The following is a 20,812-nucleotide window of genomic DNA, read 5'->3' as shown; positions in this document are numbered from 1 at the left end:
CTCAGGACTCCTGGGTGAGGGAGACGAGCACGTCGTCCCCTTCGATCTTTACGGGGTATACGGGGACAGGGCGCGTCGCGGGAAGGCCGGACGGCTTGCCGGTGCGGAGGTCGAAGCTGGAGCCGTGCAGCCAGCACTCGATCTGGCAGTCCTCCACCTCGCCCTCGGAGAGCGAGACGTTCGCGTGCGAGCAGATGTCGTAGATGGCGAACACCTCCCCCTCGGTCTTCACGACCGAGACCGGCGTGCCGTCGAGTTCCACCCGCTTCGGGGTGTCCTCCTCCAGCTCGCTCAGCCCACAGACGCGTACGAATGCGCCGCTCATGCGACCGCCGCCTCGAGCTCCTCCTCGATCTTGGCGATGAGGCGCTCCTCGATGTCCGTGACACCGATCTGCTGGACCAGCTCGGCGAAGAAGCCGCGGACCACCAGACGGCGGGCCTCCTGCTCCGGGATGCCGCGGGCCATCAGGTAGAAGAGCTGCGCGTCGTCGAAGCGGCCGGTCGCGGAGGCGTGGCCGGCGCCGACGATCTCGCCGGTCTCGATCTCCAGGTTCGGCACGGAGTCGACACGGGCGCCGTCGGTCAGCACCAGGTTGCGGTTCATCTCGTAGGTGTCCGTGCCCTCGGCCTTGGCCTCGATCAGCACGTCGCCGATCCACACCGCGTGCGCGTCGTCGCCCTGGAGCGCGCCCTTGTAGGCGACGTTCGACTTGCAGTGCGGGGTGTTGTGGGTGACCAGCAGGCGGTGCTCCTGGTGCTGGCCGGCGTCGGTGAAGTACAGGCCGTACAGCTCGGCCTCGCCGCCGGGGCCGGCGTAGGTCACACGCGGGTTCAGGCGGACCACGTCGCCGCCGAAGGTGACCACGACGGACTTGAAGGAGGCGTCCCGGCCGATCAGCGTGTTGTGCTGGGCGACGTGCACGGCCTTGTCGTCCCAGTCCTGGATCGAGACGACGGTCAGCTTGGCGCCGTCGCCGAGCAGGTAGTCGACGTTCCCGGCGAGCACCGCGTCACCGGTGTGGTCGATGACGACGACGGCCTCGGCGAAGGCCCCGAGCTCGATGACCTGGTGCCCGTAGGCGACCCCGCCCTCGCCGTGCACCGCGATGCGGATCGGCTCGGTCAGGACGGCCTCCTTGGGGACGCTCACGACCGAGGCCTTCTCGAAGGCGGAGTAGGCCTGGGCGGCGACGCGGTCCACCGGGGTGCCGGCCTTGCCGAGCCGGGCGTCGTCGCGGCCGACGGTCTCGACGGTGACGCCCTCGGGGGCCTGGACGTCCACCTTGACGCCCTCGCCGGTGGCGGTCGCGGTGCCGTCGTGCAGACCGCGCAGCCGCTCCAGCGGAGTGAAGCGCCACTCCTCCTCGCGGCCGTGCGGGACCGGGAAGTCCGCCACGTCGAAGGAGGGCGGCGCGCTCATGCGCGTGGCCACGGTCGACTCGGCGGCGACCGCGATCTGGCCGGCGGTCGTCGAACCGACGGGGATGTTCTGGGCCTCAGCCATGGCTGTCGTATTGCTCGCTTTCTTGCGTATGGGCTTGACGGCGGACTGCGGGCCGGCGGTTTCGCCGGCCCGGGTCGGTGCTTAACCGACCGCGCCCTCCATCTGCAGCTCGATCAGCCGGTTGAGCTCCAGCGCGTACTCCATGGGCAGCTCCTTGGCGATCGGCTCGACGAAGCCGCGCACGATCATCGCCATCGCCTCGAACTCGGAGAGGCCACGGCTCATCAGGTAGAAGAGCTGGTCCTCGGAGACCTTGGAGACGGTCGCCTCGTGGCCCATGGACACGTCGTCCTCGCGGACGTCCACGTAGGGGTACGTGTCCGAGCGGGAGATGGTGTCCACGAGCAGCGCGTCGCAGAGCACGTTGGACTTGGAGCCCGCGGCGCCCTCGCTGATCTCGACCAGGCCGCGGTACGAGGTACGGCCGCCGCCGCGCGCCACCGACTTGGAGACGATGTTGGACGAGGTGTTCGGCGCCATGTGGACCATCTTGGAACCGGCGTCCTGGTGCTGGCCCTCGCCCGCGAAGGCGATCGACAAGGTCTCGCCCTTGGCGTGCTCGCCCATCAGGTAGACGGCCGGGTACTTCATCGTCACCTTGGAGCCGATGTTGCCGTCGATCCACTCCATGGTCGCGCCCTCGTAGGCCACGGCGCGCTTGGTGACCAGGTTGTAGACGTTGTTCGACCAGTTCTGGATGGTCGTGTAGCGGCAGCGGGCGTTCTTCTTGACGATGATCTCGACGACCGCGCTGTGCAGGGAGTCGCTCTTGTAGATCGGGGCGGTGCAGCCCTCGACGTAGTGCACGTAGGCACCCTCGTCGACGATGATCAGGGTCCGCTCGAACTGGCCCATGTTCTCCGTGTTGATGCGGAAGTAGGCCTGGAGCGGGATCTCCACGTGGACGCCCGGCGGGACGTAGATGAAGGAGCCGCCGGACCACACGGCGGTGTTCAGCGAGGCGAACTTGTTGTCGCCGACGGGGATGACGGTCCCGAAGTACTCCTTGAAGAGCTCCGGGTGCTCCTTCAGGGCGGTGTCCGTGTCGAGGAAGATGACGCCCTGCTCCTCCAGGTCCTCGCGGATCTGGTGGTAGACGACCTCCGACTCGTACTGGGCCGCGACACCGGCGACGAGGCGCTGCTTCTCCGCCTCGGGGATGCCGAGCTTGTCGTACGTGTTCTTGATGTCCTCGGGCAGGTCCTCCCAGGACTCCGCCTGCTTCTCCGTGGAGCGCACGAAGTACTTGATGTTGTCGAAGTCGATCCCCGACAGGTCCGAGCCCCAGTTCGGCATGGGCTTCTTCTCGAAGAGCCGCAGGCCCTTCAAGCGCAGCTTGGTCATCCACTCCGGCTCGGACTTCTTCGCCGAGATGTCGCGGACGACCTCCTCGTCCAGACCGCGCCTGGCAGAGGCGCCGGCCGTGTCGGAGTCGGCCCAGCCGTATTCGTACTTGCCCAGGCCCTCGAGTTCGGGGTGGGCAGTCTCCGTGGGGAGAGTCATGCGGGGTTCCTCCCGGCCGTGCGTGCGGATGCGTTGTGGCTTTGGTGATCGGTCTGGGAAATCTTGGGGATGAACGTCGTGCACACGCCGTCGCCGTGCGCGATGGTCGCCAGTCGCTGGACGTGAGTACCCAGCAGCTCGGCGAAGATCTCCGTCTCCGCCTCGCACAGCTGCGGGAACTGCTCCGCGACGTGGGCGACCGGGCAATGGTGCTGGCAGAGCTGCTCACCCCGCTGCGGGAGGGGCGCGTTGCGCGCCGTAGCAGCGTACCCGTCCACGCTCAGGGCCTTGGCCAGTGCTTCGGTGCGCTCGTCGGGGGTGACGGCCTCGATCGCCTTGCGGTACGCGCCCGCCTGCGCGGCGATCCGGGCCCGGGCGAAGGCGGCGACCGCCTCCGGCCCGCCCTCCCGCTCGGCGATCCAGCGGAGCGCGTCCGCGGCGAGCTTGTCGTACGACTGGTCGAAGGCGTCCCGCCCGCAGTCGGTGAGCGCGAAGACCTTGGCGGGCCGGCCGCGCGTCCGCGCGCCGTACACCCGCTGCTCCCGCGCCTCCACGACGTCGTCGGCGACCAGGGCGTCCAGGTGGCGCCGCACGGCGGCCTGGGTGAGCCCCAGCCGGCCGGCCAGCTCGGCGACGGTCGACGGGCCGTGGTCCAGGATGGACCGCGCGACCCGGTTGCGCGTGGAACGATCCGAGCGCACCCCGGCCGCGAACTCCTCCTGCGGGACCCCCGTGAGGGTCTCCCGAGCCTCGCCGACGTTTTTCACAACGCCATTGTTGCGTAATTCCTCGCGGACTGACAAGCGGCCTTGATCCGGACGGGCGGTGCCCTGCGTCACTTAGGCAAACCTAATCCGACCTGCGGAAACGATCTCCGATCGATCAAACCAGTGGCACCCTCCGGGGCGATGCGCCAGACTCCCCGACCATGCCCACACCGACGCCGACCGGCCCGCTCGTCACCCGGGACACGATCGCCGAAGGACTGCGCGACCTCGGCGTACGCCCCGGCGAGACCCTGCTCGTCCACTCCTCCCTCAGCTCGCTCGGCTGGGTCTGCGGCGGCCAGGTCGCGGTCGTCCGGGGACTGCTCGACGCGCTCGGTCCCGACGGCACGCTCGTGGTCCCCACCCACTGCGGCGACCTCTCCGACCCGGCGCGCTGGAGCAGACCCCCGGTGCCCGAGGAGTGGTGGGACACCATCCGGGCCACGATGCCCGCCTACGACCCCCGCGTCAGCCCCTCCTTCGGGGTCGGAGTGATACCGGAGACCGTGCGCACCTGGCCGGGCGCCCTGCGCAGCGCGCACCCGGACGCCTCGTTCGCGGCGATCGGCCCGCGCGCCGCAGCGATCGTCGACGGGCACGCCACCGACTGCCGGTTCGGCGAGCGCAGCCCGCTCGCCCGCCTGGAGGCGCTCGGGGCCCGGGTGCTGCTGCTGGGCGCCGGATACGGTTCCTGCACCAGCTTCCACCTGGCCGAGTACCGCATCCCCGGACCGCTCGCCCGGGAGGGCCGGCCCGGGCCGCACGGCTGGGAGGTCGTCACCGACGTGTCCATCACCTCCGAGCGGTTCGACGAACTCGGGCACGACTTCGAGCGCGACCGGCCGGTGGTCCGCGGGACGGTGGGCGCCGCCCGGTCGCGGCTGTTCCCCGTGGCGGACGCGGTGGCGTACGCGGAGCGGTGGCTCGCGGTGCACCGGCCCCGGGAGGATGACTTCCCTCACCCGGCCGCCTGAGCCGTCCGGCGCGTCCCTAGACTTTGGCCCCATGCGAAGTGAGCCCGTGGTCCAGGTCCAGGCCTTGGTGAAGCGGTACGGCACGAAGACCGCGGTGGACGGCCTCGACCTGGTGGCCCGGGCGGGCGTGACCGCCGTGCTCGGCCCCAACGGCGCGGGCAAGACGACGACGATCGAGACCTGCGAGGGGTACCGGCGGCCGGATTCCGGCACGGTACGCGTCCTGGGCCTCGACCCCGTGGGACAGTCCGCGCGGCTCAGACCCCGTATCGGCGTGATGCTCCAGTCGGGTGGCGTGTACTCCGGCGCCCGGGCCGACGAGATGCTGCGGCACGTCGCCAGGCTGCACGCCCACCCGCTGGACATCGACGCCCTCATGGAACGGCTGGGGCTCGGCGGCTGCGGGCGGACCTCGTACCGCCGGCTGTCCGGCGGCCAGCAGCAGCGGCTCGCGCTCGCCATGGCCGTCGTCGGCCGGCCCGAGCTGGTCTTCCTCGACGAGCCGACCGCCGGACTCGACCCGCAGGCCCGCCGGGCCACCTGGGACCTGGTGCGCGACCTGCGCGCCGACGGCGTCTCGGTGATCCTCACCACGCATCACATGGACGAGGCCGAGCGGCTCGCCGACGACGTCGCGATCATCGACGCCGGCCGGGTCATCGCCCAGGGCTCCCCGGAGGAGCTGTGCCGCGGCGGCGCCGAGAACACCCTGCGCTTCACCGGCCGCCCGGGACTCGACGTCGCCTCCCTCCTCAAGGCACTGCCCACCGACTCCTCGGCAGCCGAGCTGACCCCGGGTTCCTACCGCGTCGTCGGCAAGGTCGACCCGCAGCTGCTCGCGACGGTGACGTCCTGGTGCGCCCAGCACGGCGTGATGCCGGACCGCATCTCCGTCGAGCGGCACACCCTGGAGGATGTCTTTTTGGAGCTGACCGGCAAGGAGCTGCGCTCGTGACCACCGCCACCGCCACCGGTACGTACGCCCCGAAGCCCGGCGCGGCCCCGCTGACCCGCATGATCGCGGCGCAGGCGGCGCTGGAGACGAGGATGCTGCTGCGCAACGGCGAGCAGCTGCTGCTCACCGTCGTCATCCCCACGCTGCTGCTGGTGCTGTTCAGCTCCGTGGACATCGTCGACACCGGCGCCGGCAGGGCCGTGGACTTCCTCACCCCCGGCGTCCTCGCGCTCGCCGTGATGTCGACCGCGTTCACCGGGCAGGCCATCGCGACCGGCTTCGAGCGGCGCTACGGCGTGCTGAAGCGGCTGGCCGCCTCGCCACTGCCGCGCTGGGGGCTGATGACCGCCAAGACGGTGTCGGTGCTGGTCACCGAGGTGCTCCAGGTCGTGCTGCTGACCGTGATCGCGTTCGCGCTCGGCTGGTCGCCGCACGGCAACCCGTTCGCCGTGCTCCTGCTGATGGTCCTCGGCACGGCCGCCTTCTCCGGGCTGGGCCTGCTGATGGCGGGAACGCTGAAGGCCGAGGCGACCCTGGCCGCCGCCAACCTGGTCTTCCTGCTGCTGCTGGTCGGCGGCGGGGTGATCGTCCCGCTGGACAAGTTCCCGCCCGTCGCCCAGGACGTGCTCGGCCTGCTGCCCATCTCGGCGCTCTCCGGCGGGCTCCGGGACGTGCTCCAGCACGGCGCCGGGATGCCCTGGGGCAACCTGGCCGTCCTCGCCGTCTGGGCGGTGGCGGGGCTCGCGGCCGCCGGGAAGTTCTTCCGCTGGGAGTAGGGCGCGATGGACCCTCGTGAAACGGTGCACAAGCGGACGCCTACGATGGATCGCGTGCCAAACCTGACCCGCGCCGACGCCGTGTCCGCCGTGCGCAACCCGCTCGCCTTCATCGCCGAACGCTGGACCCCGCATCCGAGGACCGTCCAGCGGGCGGCCCTCTCCGCGCTGGTGATGGCGGTGGTCATCGTCGTCACCGGCGGCGCCGTCCGCCTGACCGGCTCGGGCCTCGGCTGCCCGACCTGGCCCACCTGCACGGACGACTCGCTGACCACCACCCGCGAGATGGGTGTGCACGGCGTGATCGAGTTCGGCAACCGGATGCTGACGTACGTGCTGTGCGCCGCCGTCGGCTGGGCGATCGTCGCCGCGCGCGCCCAGAAGCCGTGGCGGCGCGGCCTCACCCGGCTGGGCTGGGCACAGTTCTGGGTGGTCATGGGCAACGCGGTGCTCGGCGGCATCGTCGTCCTCGTCGGCCTGAACCCGTACACCGTCGCGGCGCACTTCCTGCTCTCCTCGGCGCTGATCGCGGTCGCCGCGGTGATGTGGCAGCGCACCCGCGAGGGTGACGCCGAGCCGCGCCCACTGGTCGGCAAGCCGATCCGGCAGCTGGTGGGATTCCTGGTCCTCGCGAGCGTGCTGCTGATCGCGGTGGGCACGGTGGTCACGGGCGCCGGGCCGCACGCGGGCGACTCCCAGGAGGTCTCCCGTATCCCGATCGACTGGCAGACGGTCGCCAAGCTGCACGCCGTGCTGGCGTGGATCGTGGTCACGCTGACGTTCGCCCTGTGGTTCATCCTCAAGGCCGTCGACGCGCCGCGGGGCCCGCTGGCGCGGACCCGCGAACTGTTCCTGATCCTGCTGGGCCAGGGCGCCATCGGCTACGTCCAGTCCTTCACGCACCTGCCCGAGGTCCTGGTCGGCCTGCACATGCTGGGCTCCTGCGTCATGTGGATCTGGGTGCTGCGTGTGCTGCTGTCGCTGCGCGAGCGGCCGGAGGCGGTGGCCGACCTGCCGGGTCCCGCCACCGAGGCGACGCTGGCGAAGGCCTGAGACCGGGGCGCCGGGGTCCAACCGGGCCTGAAGCCGGGGCCCCGGGGTCCAACCGGGGGCTCACCCCAGTCCGTACACGCGCATGGCGTTCTCCGCCGCGACCATCGTCGCCACGCGCTGAGCGTCGGCGCGGCACCAGGCGCCCTCGGCGACCCACCCCCCGAGCACCCGCTCCAGGGACTCCCTGAACAGGTGTGCGCCCAGCACATGCAACTCGGGCAGCCCCTGTGCCCCGCTGGAGAAGAGGACCTTGCCGAACGGGGCCAGCTCCAGGATCTCCGCGAGGACCGCCGCGGCGCGGGCGCCGGTACGGACCAGCGCGGCGCCCGAGTCGGCGTAGACGTGCGGGAAGAGGCCGGCGAGGCGGGCGGCGTGGCGGTGGTACGGATGGCCGCACAGCAGGACGAGATCGGTGCCCAGGCCCGCCGTCGCCCGGACGAAGTCCGTCAGCGGCAGCGGATCCGTACCGGCTGAGCCCGGCCCGCCGAGCCCCGCGTGCAGCTGGAGCGGCCGCCCGGAGGCCACCGCGATCCACAGCAGGTGCCGCAGCAGCACCGGGTCGCTCAGTTCCCCGCCGACCCGCCGCCCGGCCAGCCAGCGGCCCGCGGCGCCCCGCACCTCCCCCGGGCCGGGCGGCTCCGCCGCGAGCGCCGGCCCGTGCCGTACGCCGGCCACGGAGGTGAAGGCGACGGCGTGCGCGGCGGCACCGTGCACCGCCTCGGCGAGGTTGGTGAGGAACGATTCGACGGTGCCGGAGGTGTCGGCGACCTGCTCGGCCAGCGGTTCCAGGCGCACGATCTCGTGTGCGGCCGCGTCGCCCGCGGCCGCCATCTCGCCGGGCCCGGTCAGGTCGCCCCGCAGCCCCGTGTCGACGAGGTAGGTGGTGATGCCGCTGCCGCGCAGCAGGCGGCGGCCGGCCTCCAGCACCCCGAGTTCCCGGCGCCGCGCGAGATAGCGCGCGGGCGGGCAGTGCGGCTCCAGGCCGAGCAGCGGCGGGCACCAGCGGCGCAGGGCGAAACCGGTCTGGGTGTCGAAGAGCGTGGTGCCCGGCGCGGGCGGGCCCTCCGTACGGGCCAGCCGGGCCTCGAAGGTGCCGAGGCCCAGCTCCGTTCTCAGGACTCCGTGGCAGTGCTGATCCACGAGGGACGGCGTTTCGATCATCCGGTTCTCCCGACGCTGGGCCCGCTGCCTCCGTCAGGCCCTAACGGGTGAACCGGCCGTCAGGTGTTGCTGACCGCCGCCCGGATCCGGTCAGCCGTTGGACGGGCCGCCCAGCTGAAGGCCCGCCATGCGGCTCCACTCGTACGGGCCCGTCCGCACCTTGGCCGCGAACTCGCCGTCGAACGCCTCGTGGACGGTGATCCCGGCCTTCTCCACCGCCTGCTCGGCGATGGCGTACGTCGGGGCCACGAGGTCGCCCCAGGTGCCGTCCTCGCCCACCAGGACGATCCTGGCGCCGCGCTCCCCGAGGTACGCGACCTGTCCCTCGGCGCCTCCGTGGGCCTTGGAGAAGGAGCCGATCCGCCGGGCGAGGCGGGCGGCCCTGCGCTCGGCCTTGGGGTCAACCTGCTGCGTGTCTGCCATGGCCAGATGCTACCCACGAGTAGACCGAACGGCGACGGGCGGGGTGCGTGGCCTTGACCACGCACCCCGCCCGAGGGAAACCGCTACGCCCCGTACGCAGGTCAGCGCAGGAACGGATCCACCGCCACCGCCACGAACAGCAGCGACACATAGGTGATGGACCAGTGGAACAGGCGCATCTCCTTCAGCTTCGTGCCGGTCGCCTCGGCCTTGGCCCGGTTCTGCAGCGCGTGCGCCTCCCACAGCCACCAGCCGCCCGCCGCCAGCGCCACCGCCGTGTAGAACCAGCCGGTGTAGCCGAGCGGGGTCAGCAGCAGCGAGACCGCCACCATCACCCAGCTGTAGAGCACGATCTGGCGGGCGACCACCTTGTTGGACGCGATGACCGGCAGCATCGGCACGCCCACGCGCGCGTAGTCCTCCCGCACCTTCATGGACAGCGGCCAGTAGTGCGGCGGCGTCCAGAAGAACATGACGAGGAAGAGGATGACGGGCGCCCAGGACATCGAGTTGGTGACCGAGGACCAGCCGATCAGCACCGGCATGCAGCCGGCGATGCCGCCCCACACGATGTTCTGCGAGGTACGGCGCTTGAGGATCATCGTGTAGACGACGACGTAGAAGAGGAGCGCTCCGAGCGACAGCCACGCGGACAGCCAGTTGACGGTGAGGCCGAACAGCAGCGTGGAGACGACCGCCAGCGTGATGCCGAAGGCCAGGCACTCGCGCGGGCTGACCATGCCGGTGACCAGCGGGCGCTGGGAGGTGCGGTCCATGAGCGCGTCGATGTCGCGGTCGATGTACATGTTCAGCGCGTTGGCGCCGCCCGCGGACAGATAGCCGCCGACACAGGTGAGCAGGACCAGCCCCAGGTCGGGCACGCCCCGCTGGGCCAGGAACATCACCGGAACGGTGGTGATCAGCAGCAGCTCGATGATCCGCGGCTTGGTCAGCGCCACGAACGCCTTGACACGGGCCCCGAACGGCCGGTGGCTCGGGCTCTGGCTCGCACCGAGTACCCCCGCTGGACGGGATTCGACGGCCGTCACGCACACCCCTGACAGAGACTCCCAGCGAGCCGCCCGTGTGAACCGACGGTAAGGACTCGCGCGTACCACGCCACTGTAGACGTTGCCCAGACCCGGACATTCGCGGGGGTCGGGTCGTGTTGGCGAGGCCCTCCGGACGGGCACGATCCGGCTCGATTGAGCGATCGGATGAGCAGCCCCGTATTCATGTGCCGAATGCGATTCCGACCAGCGGGGAGGCGGATCCCGGAGAGTCCCGCCACTCTGGAACGACGCGGAAAAACGCACGTTCTGACGGGATAGGCTCGACAACGTCCGGCCGACGCCGAGAACGCCGGCAACCGGTGCGCGGTCCCCCCGTACGCCGGCATCCGACATGTGGAGAGGAGCCCTGACCCAGGGTGAGCACCAAGCCGACCACCACAGACCTCGAGTGGACCGAGTTGGACCAGCGTGCCGTGGACACCGCGCGCGTCCTGGCCGCCGACGCCGTACAGAAGGTCGGCAACGGCCATCCCGGTACGGCGATGAGTCTGGCTCCCGCCGCCTACACCCTCTTCCAGAAGGTGATGCGGCACGACCCGGCCGATCCGCAGTGGGTGGGGCGCGACCGCTTCGTGCTGTCCGCCGGCCACTCCTCCCTGACCCTCTACACCCAGCTGTACCTGGCCGGTTTCGGGCTGGAGCTGGACGACCTGAAGTCCTTCCGCACCTGGGGCTCGAAGACGCCCGGCCACCCGGAGTACGGGCACACGGCGGGCGTGGAGACCACGACCGGCCCGCTCGGCCAGGGAGTCGCCAACGCGGTGGGCATGGCGATGGCCGCCCGCTACGAGCGCGGCCTGTTCGACCCGGAGGCCCCCACCGGCGCGTCCCCGTTCGACCACTTCGTCTTCTGCGTCGCCGGTGACGGCTGCCTCCAGGAGGGCATCTCCGCCGAGGCGTCCTCGCTGGCCGGCCACCAGAAGCTCGGCAACCTGATCCTGCTGTGGGACGACAACCACATCTCGATCGAGGGCGACACCGAGACGGCCGTCTCCGAGGACACCGTCAAGCGGTACGAGGCCTACGGCTGGCACGTGCAGCGCGTGGAGGCCAAGGAGGACGGCGACCTCGACCCGCAGGCGATCCACGCGGCCGTCGAGGCGGCCAAGGCCGTCACCGACCGGCCGTCCTTCATCGCGATGCGCTCGATCATCGCCTGGCCGGCCCCGCACGCGCAGAACACCGAGGCCGCGCACGGCTCTGCCCTGGGCGAGGAGGAGGTCGCTGCCACCAAGCGCGTCCTCGGCTTCGACCCCGAGCAGCACTTCGAGGTCTCCGACGAGGTGCTGAACCACACCCGCGCCGCCCTGGAGCGGGGCCGCCGGGCCAAGGCCGAGTGGGAGAAGTCGCTCCAGGTCTGGCGCGAGGCCAACCCCGAGCGGGCCGCCGAGTTCGACCGGATCGCCGCGGGCGAACTGCCCGCCGGCTGGGACGAGAAGATCCCGGTGTTCGAGGCGGGCAAGGGCCTGGCCACGCGTGCCGCGTCCGGCAAGGTGCTCCAGGCGCTCGGCGACGTGATCCCGGAGCTGTGGGGCGGCTCGGCGGACCTGGCCGGCTCGAACAACACCACCATCGACAAGACCTCGTCGTTCCTGCCCGAGGGCAACCCGCTGCCGGAGGCGAACCCGTACGGGCGCACCATCCACTTCGGCATCCGCGAGCACGCGATGGCCGCGGCGATGAACGGCATCACGCTGCACGGCAACACCCGCGTCTACGGCGGCACCTTCCTGGTCTTCTCCGACTACATGCGCAACGCGGTGCGCCTGTCGTCCCTGATGCACCTGCCGGTGACGTACGTCTGGACGCACGACTCCGTCGGCCTGGGCGAGGACGGCCCCACCCACCAGCCGGTCGAGCACCTGGCCTCGCTGCGCGCCATCCCGGGCCTGAGCATCGTCCGCCCGGCCGACGCCAACGAGACCGCGATCGCCTGGCGCGAGATCCTGCGCCGCTGGACCAAGGAGTTCGGCAAGGGCACCCCGCACGGTCTGGCGCTGACCCGCCAGGGCGTGCCGACGTACGAGCCCAACGACGACGCCGCGCGCGGCGGTTACGTGATGTTCGAGGCCGAGGGGCCGGAAGGGCAGAACACCGCGGCACAGGTCGTCCTGATCGCCACCGGCTCCGAGGTGCACGTGGCCGTGGAGGCCCGCGAGCGGCTCCAGGCCGAGGGCATCCCCACCCGGGTGGTGTCCATGCCGTCCGTGGAGTGGTTCGAGGAGCAGGACCAGGGGTACCGGGACAGCGTGCTGCCCCCGGCCGTGCGGGCACGCGTCGCGGTCGAGGCAGGTATCGGTCTGACCTGGCACAAGTACGTGGGAGACGCCGGCCGCATCGTTTCCCTCGAGCACTTCGGTGCTTCGGCCGACGCCAAGGTGCTCTTCCGCGAGTTCGGCTTCACCGCGGAGAACGTGGCCGACAAGGCCCGGGAATCCATCGCCGCCGCCCAGCGCTGACGCTCATATACGACCCGTAGGAGATGTAATTTCCATGACAGACGCACTGAAGCGCCTTTCCGACGAAGGCGTCGCGATCTGGCTGGACGACCTGTCGCGCAAGCGGATCACGTCCGGCAACCTCGCCGAGCTGATCGACCAGCAGCACGTCGTGGGCGTCACCACCAACCCGACGATCTTCCAGAAGGCGATCTCGCAGGGGGACGGCTACGAACAGCAGGTCTCCGACCTGGCCGCCCGCCGGGTCACGGTGGAAGAGGCCATCCGCATGATCACCACGGCGGACGTCCGGGACGCCGCCGACATCATGCGCCCCGTCTTCGACGCCACCGGCGGCAAGGACGGCCGGGTGTCCATCGAGGTGGACCCCCGCCTGGCGCACAACACCAGGGCGACGGTCGCCGAGGCCCGCCAGCTGGCCTGGCTGGTCGACCGGCCCAACACGCTCATCAAGATCCCGGCCACCAGGGCGGGCCTGCCGGCGATCACCGAGACCATCGGCAACGGCATCAGCGTCAACGTCACCCTGATCTTCTCGCTGGAGCGCTACCGCGCGGTGATGGACGCGTACCTGAGCGGCCTGGAGAAGGCCCGGGAGCGCGGCCTGGACCTGTCGAAGATCCACTCGGTGGCGTCCTTCTTCGTGTCCCGCGTGGACACCGAGATCGACCGGCGGATCGACGAGCTCGGCACCGCCGAGGCCAAGGCGCTGCGCGGCAAGGCGGGCGTGGCCAACGCGCGTCTGGCCTACGAGGCGTACGAGGAGGTCTTCGCCTCCGACCGGTGGAGCGCGCTGGAGCGGCAGGGCGCCAACAAGCAGCGTCCGCTGTGGGCGTCCACCGGGGTGAAGGACAAGGCGTACAAGGACACCATGTACGTCGAGGAGCTGGTGGCGCCGAACACGGTGAACACCATGCCCGAGGCCACACTGGAGGCCACCGAGGAGCACGGCGCGATCCGCGGCGACGCGGTCACCGGCACCTACGAGCAGGCCCGCGCGGACATCGACGCGCTGGAGGGGATCGGGATCTCGTACGACGACGTGGTCCAGGTCCTGGAGGACGAGGGCGTCGAGAAGTTCGAGTCGTCCTGGAACGACCTGCTCAAGTCCACCGAGGCGGAGTTGGAGCGCCTCGCTCCCGCGGAGGGCTGAGAACCTTGGCTCCCCTTTCCGTCACCGGAGCGAACCCGCTCCGTGACCCCGCCGACCGACGGCTCCCGCGTATCGCGGGGCCGTCGGGCCTGGTCATCTTCGGTGTCACGGGTGACCTGTCGCGCAAGAAGCTCATGCCCGCGGTGTACGACCTCGCCAACCGGGGTCTGCTGCCGCCGGGCTTCTCGCTCGTCGGCTTCGCCCGCCGCGACTGGGAGCACGAGGACTTCGCCCAGGTCGTGCACGACGCCGTCAAGGAGCACGCGCGCACGCCGTTCCGGGAGGAGGTCTGGCAGCAGCTCATCCAGGGGATGCGCTTCGTGCAGGGCACCTTCGACGACGACGACGCGTTCGAGCGGCTGCGCGGCACGATCGAGGAACTGGACAAGGCACAGGGCACGGGCGGCAACTTCGCCTTCTACCTGTCGGTGCCGCCGAAGTCCTTCCCGGTGGTCATCCAGCAGCTGAAGAAGCACCAGCTGGCCGACCAGAGCCACGGCTCGTGGCGGCGCGCGGTCATCGAGAAGCCCTTCGGCCACGACCTGAGGTCGGCCGAGGAGCTCAACGCGATCGTGCACGAGGTCTTCGCCCCGGACCAGGTCTTCCGCATCGACCACTACCTGGGCAAGGAGACCGTCCAGAACATCCTGGCCCTGCGCTTCGCCAACACGATGTTCGAGCCGATCTGGAACCGGTCCTTCGTGGACCATGTGCAGATCACCATGGCCGAGGACATCGGCATCGGCGGCCGGGCCGGCTACTACGACGGCATCGGCGCCGCCCGCGACGTCATCCAGAACCACCTGCTGCAACTCCTGGCCCTGACCGCGATGGAGGAGCCCGCCTCCTTCGACGCGGACGCGCTGGCCGCGGAGAAGACCAAGGTGCTCGGCGCGGTGAAGCTGCCCACGGACCTGGGCAAGTCGACCGTGCGCGGGCAGTACGCGGCGGGCTGGCAGGGCGGCGAGAAGGTCATCGGCTACCTCGAGGAAGAGGGCATCGACAAGAAGTCGAAGACCGACACGTTCGCGGCCGTCAAGCTGGAGATCGACAACCGCCGCTGGGCGGGCGTCCCCTTCTATCTGCGCACCGGCAAGCGCCTGGGCCGCCGGGTCACCGAGATCGCGGTCGTCTTCCAGCGGGCGCCGCACTCCCCCTTCGACACCTCGGCCACCGAGGAACTCGGGCAGAACGCCATCGTCATCCGCGTCCAGCCGGACGAGGGTGTCACGGTCCGCTTCGGCTCCAAGGTGCCCGGCACGTCGATGGAGATCCGGGACGTGTCGATGGACTTCGCCTACGGCGAGTCCTTCACGGAGTCCAGCCCGGAGGCGTACGAACGCCTGATCCTGGACGTGCTGCTCGGCGACTCCAACCTCTTCCCGCGCACCGAGGAGGTCGAGCTGTCCTGGCGGATCCTCGACCCGATCGAGACGTACTGGGACAAGCACGGCAGGCCCGCGCAATACCCGTCCGGGACGTGGGGCCCCGCCGAGGCGGACGAGATGCTCGCACGAGACGGACGGAGCTGGCGCCGGCCATGAAGATAGACCTGACCGACACCACGGCCAGCAAGATCAACAAGGCGCTGGTGCGGGCCCGGCGGGCGATCGGCACCCCGGCCGTGGGCATGGTGCTCACGCTGGTCATCGTCACCGACGAGGAGAACGCCTACGACGCGCTGAAGGCCGCCGGAGACGCCTCGCGGGAGCATCCCTCGCGCCTGCTGGTGGTCATCAAGCGGCTCGCCCGCACCCTGCGCGACCGCACATCCTCGCGGCTCGACGCCGAGGTGCGGGTGGGCGCGGACGCCGGCACCGGCGAGACGGTGGTGCTGCGTCTGCACGGCGAGGTGGCCGACCACGCCCAGTCGGTGGTGCTGCCGCTGCTGCTCCCCGACGCGCCGGTCGTCGTCTGGTGGCCGGTGAACGCCCCGCTCGAACCGGCCAAGGACCCGCTGGGCGCCCTGGCGCAGCGCCGGGTCACCGACACGTACGCCGCCGAGCAGCCGGTGCGGGAGCTCTCCGCGCGGGCCGAGGCGTACACGCCCGGCGACACGGACCTGTCCTGGACCCGGATCACTCCGTGGCGCTCGATGCTGGCCGCCGCCCTCGATCAGGTCACCTGCGAGGTCAGGGCCGTGGAGGTGGAGGGCGAGGAGTTCAACCCGAGCTGCGAGCTGCTGGCGATGTGGCTCGCGGACCGGCTGGACGTCCCGGTCAAGCGCTCGCAGTCCGCGGGTCCCGGTCTGACCGCGGTCCGCATGGACACCAGCTGCGGCCCGATCGCCCTGGACCGGGCCGACGGCAGGCTGGCGACCCTGTCCATCCAGGGGCAGCCGGAGCGGGCGGTGGCACTGAAGCGGCGGGAGACCGCCGAGCTGATCGCGGAGGAACTCCGGCGGCTGGACCCGGACGACACGTACGCGTCCGCGCTGCGGTTCGGCGTGGACCGGCTGGACGGCGTCAGGGCGTCCGGCGGTTCGAAGGCGTCCGCGAAGGAGCCGGTCGCGGTGCCCGTCCCCCAGGAGGAGGCCGCCGAGTGAGCACTCCGCAACTGGTCGTCCACCACGACAAGGAGCTGATGGCGCAGGCCGCCGCGGCCCGGCTGATCACCCGGATCGTGGACGCGCAGGCCTCGACGGGCTCGGCGTCCGTGGTCCTCACCGGCGGCCGCAACGGCAACGGGGTGCTGGCCGCGCTGGCGGCCGCGCCCGCCCGCGACGCGATCGACTGGGGCCGGCTGGACCTGTGGTGGGGCGACGAGCGGTTCCTGCCGGAGGGCGACCCGGAACGCAATGTCACGCAGGCCCGCGAGGCCCTGCTGGACTCCGTGCCGCTGGACCCCGAGCGCGTGCACGCCATGCCGGCGTCGGACGGTCCCTACGGCGCGGACGTCGAGGCGGCGGCGGAGGCCTACGCCGAGGAGCTGGCCCGCGCGGCCGGCCCCGAGAACCACGGCGCGGTCCCGTCGTTCGACGTCCTGATGCTGGGCGTCGGCCCGGACACCCATGTCGCGTCCCTCTTCCCGGAGCACCCGGGGGTGCGCGAGACGGAGCGTACGGTGATCGGCGTGCACGGCTCCCCCAAGCCGCCGCCCACCCGCGTCTCCCTCACCCTGCCCGCCATCCGCTCGGCCCGCGAGGTGTGGCTGCTGGCGGCCGGCGAGGACAAGGCCAACGCGGTGGCGATGGCCCTCTCGGGCGCGGGTGAGATCCAGGCTCCGGCAGCCGGCGCCCAGGGCCGCGCCCGCACCCTGTGGCTCCTGGACACGGCGGCGGCCTCACAGCTGCCGCGGTCGCTGTATCCACCGGCCTCGGCGTGAACGGCAAGGTGCGGCGGCGGTGAGGAACACCGCCGCCGCACCTTCTTCCGGCCCGTCCGGCGTTCGGGGAGGAGGCCGTTCGGGCCGGACCAGGGGTCGGCGTCACTTCACCGACCCAGCCATCACCCCCTGCACGAAGTGCCGCTGGAAGGCGAAGAACACGACCACCGGCACGACCAGCGACAGGAACGCCCCCGGCGCCAGCACATCGATGTTGCTGCCGAACTGCCGGATCTGCGACTGGAGTGCCACCGTCAGCGGCTGCGAGGAGGTGTCGGCGAACAGCAGCGCCACCAGCATGTCGTTCCACACCCACAGGAACTGGAAGATGGCGAGGCTCGCGATCGCGGGCCGCCCCACCGGCAGCACCAGCCGGGTGAAGATCCGCCACTCGCTGCCCCCGTCCATGCGGGCCGCCTCCAGCATCTCCTTCGGCATCTCGGCGAAGTAGTTCCGCAGCAGGAACACCGCGAACGGCAGTCCGTAGGCCACGTGGAACAGGACCACACCGGGGATCGTGCCGAACAGGCCGAGCTGGCCGAAGAGTTTGGCGACGGGCAGCAGACCGATCTGCACCGGCACCACCAGCATCGCCACCACCAGCAGGAACAGCGGCTCACGGGCCGGGAAGTCCAGCCAGGCGAAGGCGTATCCGGCCAGCGCCGCGATGACGACGACCAGGACCGTCGTGGGCACCGAGATCAGCACCGTGTTCCAGAAGGCCTTGGTGATGCCCGAGTTCTTCAGCAGTGCCGAGTAGTTGTCGAAGGACAGCTGCCCGGGGCTGGCCAGCGCCGTCCACCAGCCGCCCTTCGCGGTGTCCTGGGCCGAGCGCAGCGACGACAGGAAGAGTCCCGCGAGCGGGGTCATCCAGACCAGGCCGATCACCACGAGGACGGCCTGGACCAGCCCGTTGCCCAGGCCCCGCCTGACCGCGTTCATCGCTGACTCCTTCGGAAGCGGCGGACGTTGAACACCATCGCCGGGATCACCAGGAGCAGCAGGAGCACGCCGAGCGCACTGCCGAGGCCCTGGTTGTTGCCACCGCCGAAGGACACCAGCCACATCTGGGTCGCCAGCACGGTGGCGTCCTGCTGCACCGGGCCGGGCGCGATGATGTAGACGAGGTCGAAGACCTTCATCACGTTGATCACGAGGGTGACGAAGACGACGGTGAGGACGGGGGCGAGCAGCGGCACGGTGATCCGGCGGAAGATCTGCCACTCGTTGGCCCCGTCGATGCGCGCAGCCTCCAGCGCGTCGCGCGGCAGCGCGGACAGTCCGGCGCCGATCAGCACCATCGCGAACCCGGTCCAGATCCACAGGTAGGCACCGATGATCATCGGGGTGACGAGCGTCGGGCCGAGCCAGGAGACGCCCTGGTAGGGCTGCGCGAAGTTGGCCTGCGGCAGCTTCACCTCGTACGAGCCCGCCGTCAGGCCCGTGAAGCGGAAGGAGCCGTCGGAGCCCGTGGTGGTGGTCGCGACCGTCCGGCCGTCGCGCACCGCCTCGACCTTCATGCCGGGCAGGCCGCTCTCGCCGCGGTCGACCTTGCCCTGGGTGCCGCCTCCGCCGGGCGCGAAGTCCAGGTAGACGACTCCGCGCAGTTCGTCCCCGGCGGCCTTCCCGCCCTCCACCGGGCGGGCGGGCGAGGCGTCGCCGGGCAGGTCCTTGGGCAGCACGCCGACCATCGGCAGGGTCACCGTGGCGCCGGGCGAGAGGCCCGCGTCGGTGAGGTACGAGCCGTCCCGGCCCTGGGTCAGCCCGAATCCCTCACGGGCGCGTGCGCTCGGGTAGGACGGGGATCCCTTGAAGGCGTCGTGCACGGAGACCACGGCGGCGTTGAGGACGCCCTTGTCCGGGTCCTCGTCGTAGGCGAGCCGGAAGATGATGCCGGCGGCCAGGAAGGACACGGCCATCGGCATGAACAGCAGCAGCTTGAACGCCGTCGCCCAGCGGACCTTCTCCACCAGCACGGCGAGGATGAGTCCGAGCCCGGTGAGCAGCGCCGGGGCGACGACGACCCAGATCGTGGTGTTCCGGACGGCCTTCAGCGTCGCCGGGTCGCGGAACATCTCGGTGTAGTTGTCCCCGCCGACGAACCGGGTGCCGGAGGCGTCGAAGAAGCTCCGGCCGACGGAGAACAGCACCGGGTAGACGACGAGCGCGCCGAGCAGCAGCAGTGCGGGGAAGACGAACAGCAGCGCGACGACCCGCCCCCGCCGCCGCGCGCGCCGAGCACGTTCGGCGCGCGCGGCGGGCGTCGGGGGGCCCGCTCCCTTCTCCTTCGCGAGCGTGGTGGCGGTCATGGCGCGTCAGCCCTGGTTCTTGTACGCCTTGGCCGCCGCGGCCTCCAGCTTCGCCGCGGTGCCCTTCGGGTCGGACGGGTCGCGCAGGAAGTCCTGGAGCAGCTTCCACTCGCCCACGCCGCTGGTGCCGCCGAAGGACGCCGGGGCCTGGTCGGACATGTCGAAGCGGACCGCGTCGGAGTCGCCCGCCGCGACCAGGGACTTGGCGGTGGCGCGGGTGACGTCGTCGCCGTACGAGGCGAGGTCGAGGTTCTTGTTCGGGGACAGGAAGCCGCCGGCCTTGGCCCAGACGGCCGCGGCCTCCGGGGTGGCCAGGTACTCGAGGAGCTTCATGCCGGCCTTGGCGTTCTTGCCGTCCTTGAGGACGGCGGCCGCGTCGCCGCCGCTGACGACCGGCGCGTTGCCGCCGTCGACCGGCGGGAACGGGAAGAAGTCCGCGTCCTTGCCGATGGTCCGGTCGAACTGGTCGTGGGCGACACCCGCGACGAAGTCGCCCTCGTAGACCATGCCGGCCTCGGGCTTGGGTCCGAAGACCTTCTCCACCGAGCCCGGGAAGTCGGTGTTGAGGGCGCCCTTCTGGCCGCCCGCGATCAGCTGCTTGTCCTTGAACAGCTTGCCGAGCGTGGTGAGCGCCTTGACCACGCTGTCGTCGCTCCACTTCAGCTGGTGCGCGGCGAGGGCGTCGTACTTCTCGGGGCCGGCCTGGGAGAGGTAGATGTTCTCGAACCAGTCGGTCAGGGTCCAGCCGTCCTGTCCGGCGACCGCGAAGGCGGCGAGCCCGGAGTCGGAGAGGGTGTGCCCGGCCTTGAGCATCTCGTCGTACGTCGCCGGCGGCTTGACGCCGGCCTGGTCGAGCGCGTCGGGGCTGTACCAGACGGTCGACTTGTGGGCTGCCTTGAAGTACAGGCCGTACAGGGTGTCGTCGACGCTGCCGTACTTCTTCCACACCGGCGCGAAGTTGGCGTCCACCGACTTCTGGGTGGTGTCGGACAGCGGCTCCAGCCAGCCCTTCTTGGCGAACTGCTGGAGCACGCCGACCTGCGGGACCATCACGACGTCGGGGGCGTTGCCGCCCTCGATCTTGCTGCCGACGACGGTGGAGACGTTGTCGCCGGTCGACATGAACTGGGTCTTGGCGCCGGTCTTCGCGGAGAACGCGTCCAGCACCTTCTGGAAGTTCTTCTGCTCGCTGCCGGACCAGACGCCGGCCACGGTGACCGTCTGGCCGTCGAGCGTCTTGTCGCCGCCGCCCGCGGAGACGGGGTCGTCGCTGCCGCAGGCGGTGGCGCCGAGGGCGAGGACGAGGGCGGTGCAGCCGGTGAGCAGGGTGGTACGTCGTCGCATCATCGTTGATGTCCCTTCGGAAGGTGGGGAAT

The 20,812-nt window shown here is 70.9% G+C and carries 19 protein-coding genes; 9 read left to right on the top strand and 10 right to left on the bottom strand.

The window, feature by feature from the left end; genetic code table 11:
- Window position 1: 1 nt before the first annotated feature.
- From ACWC91_RS23740 to ACWC91_RS23725, 4 genes are all read right to left on the bottom strand, one after another.
- Entirely contained in the window at window positions 2-325 is a 324-nt protein-coding gene (locus ACWC91_RS23740; RefSeq protein ID WP_141362056.1) for a non-heme iron oxygenase ferredoxin subunit, read from the bottom strand.
- The gene (sufD, locus tag ACWC91_RS23735; protein ID WP_450643406.1) at window positions 322-1,506 is read right to left on the bottom strand and encodes a Fe-S cluster assembly protein SufD; all 1,185 of its coding nucleotides are present in this window, start codon (window positions 1,504-1,506) and stop codon (window positions 322-324) included. Before sufD ends, ACWC91_RS23740 begins: the two co-directional genes overlap by 4 nt.
- Window positions 1,507-1,587: 81 nt before the next feature.
- Window positions 1,588-3,009 carry a Fe-S cluster assembly protein SufB gene (gene sufB / locus ACWC91_RS23730; protein ID WP_450643407.1) on the bottom strand — a complete coding sequence of 474 codons (1,422 nt, stop codon included), beginning with the start codon at window positions 3,007-3,009 and terminating at the stop codon, window positions 1,588-1,590.
- The gene (locus ACWC91_RS23725) at window positions 3,006-3,776 is read right to left on the bottom strand and encodes a helix-turn-helix transcriptional regulator (RefSeq protein ID WP_225074132.1); all 771 of its coding nucleotides are present in this window, start codon (window positions 3,774-3,776) and stop codon (window positions 3,006-3,008) included. The genes sufB and ACWC91_RS23725 overlap by 4 nt, the downstream gene beginning before the upstream one ends.
- A 161-nt stretch (window positions 3,777-3,937) precedes the next feature.
- On the opposite strand from ACWC91_RS23725, the gene ACWC91_RS23720 reads away from it, so the two are divergent.
- From ACWC91_RS23720 to ACWC91_RS23705, 4 genes are read left to right on the top strand one after another with little or no spacing between them, the layout of a single operon-like run.
- Complete coding sequence (locus ACWC91_RS23720; RefSeq protein ID WP_376501674.1) at window positions 3,938-4,750, top strand: aminoglycoside N(3)-acetyltransferase; 813 nt, start codon at window positions 3,938-3,940, stop codon at window positions 4,748-4,750.
- A 31-nt stretch (window positions 4,751-4,781) separates the two neighbouring features.
- Window positions 4,782-5,705 (top strand): ABC transporter ATP-binding protein, encoded by a 924-nt coding sequence (locus ACWC91_RS23715; protein WP_281156271.1) that lies wholly within the window; start codon window positions 4,782-4,784, stop codon window positions 5,703-5,705.
- Between the two features lie 59 nt (window positions 5,706-5,764).
- Complete coding sequence (locus ACWC91_RS23710) at window positions 5,765-6,481, top strand: ABC transporter permease (RefSeq protein ID WP_225074459.1); 717 nt, start codon at window positions 5,765-5,767, stop codon at window positions 6,479-6,481.
- Between the two features lie 45 nt (window positions 6,482-6,526).
- Window positions 6,527-7,534: a COX15/CtaA family protein gene (locus ACWC91_RS23705; protein ID WP_376501672.1), complete on the top strand. Its 1,008-nt coding sequence runs from the start codon at window positions 6,527-6,529 to the stop codon at window positions 7,532-7,534.
- A 60-nt stretch (window positions 7,535-7,594) separates the two neighbouring features.
- Here the strand turns inward: ACWC91_RS23705 and ACWC91_RS23700 are convergent, their stop codons facing one another.
- The 3 genes from ACWC91_RS23700 to ACWC91_RS23690 all read right to left on the bottom strand — a co-directional run bounded on the left by ACWC91_RS23700 (window position 7,595) and on the right by ACWC91_RS23690 (window position 10,173).
- The gene (locus ACWC91_RS23700) at window positions 7,595-8,695 is read right to left on the bottom strand and encodes an amidohydrolase family protein (protein ID WP_281156273.1); all 1,101 of its coding nucleotides are present in this window, start codon (window positions 8,693-8,695) and stop codon (window positions 7,595-7,597) included.
- A 90-nt stretch (window positions 8,696-8,785) separates the two neighbouring features.
- Window positions 8,786-9,118, bottom strand: coding sequence for a hypothetical protein (locus ACWC91_RS23695; protein ID WP_141362038.1), 333 nt, complete (start codon window positions 9,116-9,118; stop codon window positions 8,786-8,788).
- 101 nt (window positions 9,119-9,219) lie between these two features.
- Window positions 9,220-10,173, bottom strand: coding sequence for a heme o synthase (locus tag ACWC91_RS23690; protein WP_225074137.1), 954 nt, complete (start codon window positions 10,171-10,173; stop codon window positions 9,220-9,222).
- Between the two features lie 374 nt (window positions 10,174-10,547).
- Here ACWC91_RS23690 and tkt point away from each other — a divergent pair, with 374 nt between their 5' ends.
- From tkt to pgl, 5 genes are read left to right on the top strand one after another with little or no spacing between them, the layout of a single operon-like run.
- Entirely contained in the window at window positions 10,548-12,650 is a 2,103-nt protein-coding gene (tkt, locus tag ACWC91_RS23685; RefSeq protein WP_225074138.1) for a transketolase, read from the top strand.
- Between the two features lie 34 nt (window positions 12,651-12,684).
- Window positions 12,685-13,803, top strand: a complete 1,119-nt coding sequence (gene tal, locus ACWC91_RS23680; protein WP_225074139.1) for a transaldolase — start codon at window positions 12,685-12,687, stop codon at window positions 13,801-13,803.
- Between the two features lie 5 nt (window positions 13,804-13,808).
- Window positions 13,809-15,347, top strand: a complete 1,539-nt coding sequence (gene zwf / locus ACWC91_RS23675; RefSeq protein WP_225074140.1) for a glucose-6-phosphate dehydrogenase — start codon at window positions 13,809-13,811, stop codon at window positions 15,345-15,347.
- On the top strand, window positions 15,344-16,348 hold the full coding sequence (gene opcA, locus ACWC91_RS23670; RefSeq protein WP_450643408.1) for a glucose-6-phosphate dehydrogenase assembly protein OpcA: 1,005 nt from the start codon (window positions 15,344-15,346) through the stop codon (window positions 16,346-16,348). Before zwf ends, opcA begins: the two co-directional genes overlap by 4 nt.
- Window positions 16,345-17,127, top strand: coding sequence for a 6-phosphogluconolactonase (gene pgl / locus ACWC91_RS23665; RefSeq protein ID WP_225074142.1), 783 nt, complete (start codon window positions 16,345-16,347; stop codon window positions 17,125-17,127). Before opcA ends, pgl begins: the two co-directional genes overlap by 4 nt.
- A gap of 102 nt (window positions 17,128-17,229) precedes the next feature.
- Here the strand turns inward: pgl and ACWC91_RS23660 are convergent, their stop codons facing one another.
- Genes ACWC91_RS23660 through ACWC91_RS23650 form a run of 3 tightly spaced genes read right to left on the bottom strand, consistent with a single transcriptional unit; the run spans window position 17,230 to window position 20,783 of the window.
- Window positions 17,230-18,069: a carbohydrate ABC transporter permease gene (locus ACWC91_RS23660; protein WP_225074143.1), complete on the bottom strand. Its 840-nt coding sequence runs from the start codon at window positions 18,067-18,069 to the stop codon at window positions 17,230-17,232.
- Window positions 18,066-19,436, bottom strand: coding sequence for an ABC transporter permease (locus ACWC91_RS23655; protein WP_281156274.1), 1,371 nt, complete (start codon window positions 19,434-19,436; stop codon window positions 18,066-18,068). Before ACWC91_RS23655 ends, ACWC91_RS23660 begins: the two co-directional genes overlap by 4 nt.
- 6 nt (window positions 19,437-19,442) lie before the next feature.
- The gene (locus ACWC91_RS23650) at window positions 19,443-20,783 is read right to left on the bottom strand and encodes an ABC transporter substrate-binding protein (protein ID WP_281156275.1); all 1,341 of its coding nucleotides are present in this window, start codon (window positions 20,781-20,783) and stop codon (window positions 19,443-19,445) included.
- Between the last annotated feature and the right edge of the window lie 29 nt (window positions 20,784-20,812).

The sequence above is a fragment of the Streptomyces sp. NPDC001204 genome, from assembly GCF_053598035.1.
Note: the sequence above shows the minus strand (reverse complement) of the source record. Positions and strands in the feature narration are given on the sequence as shown.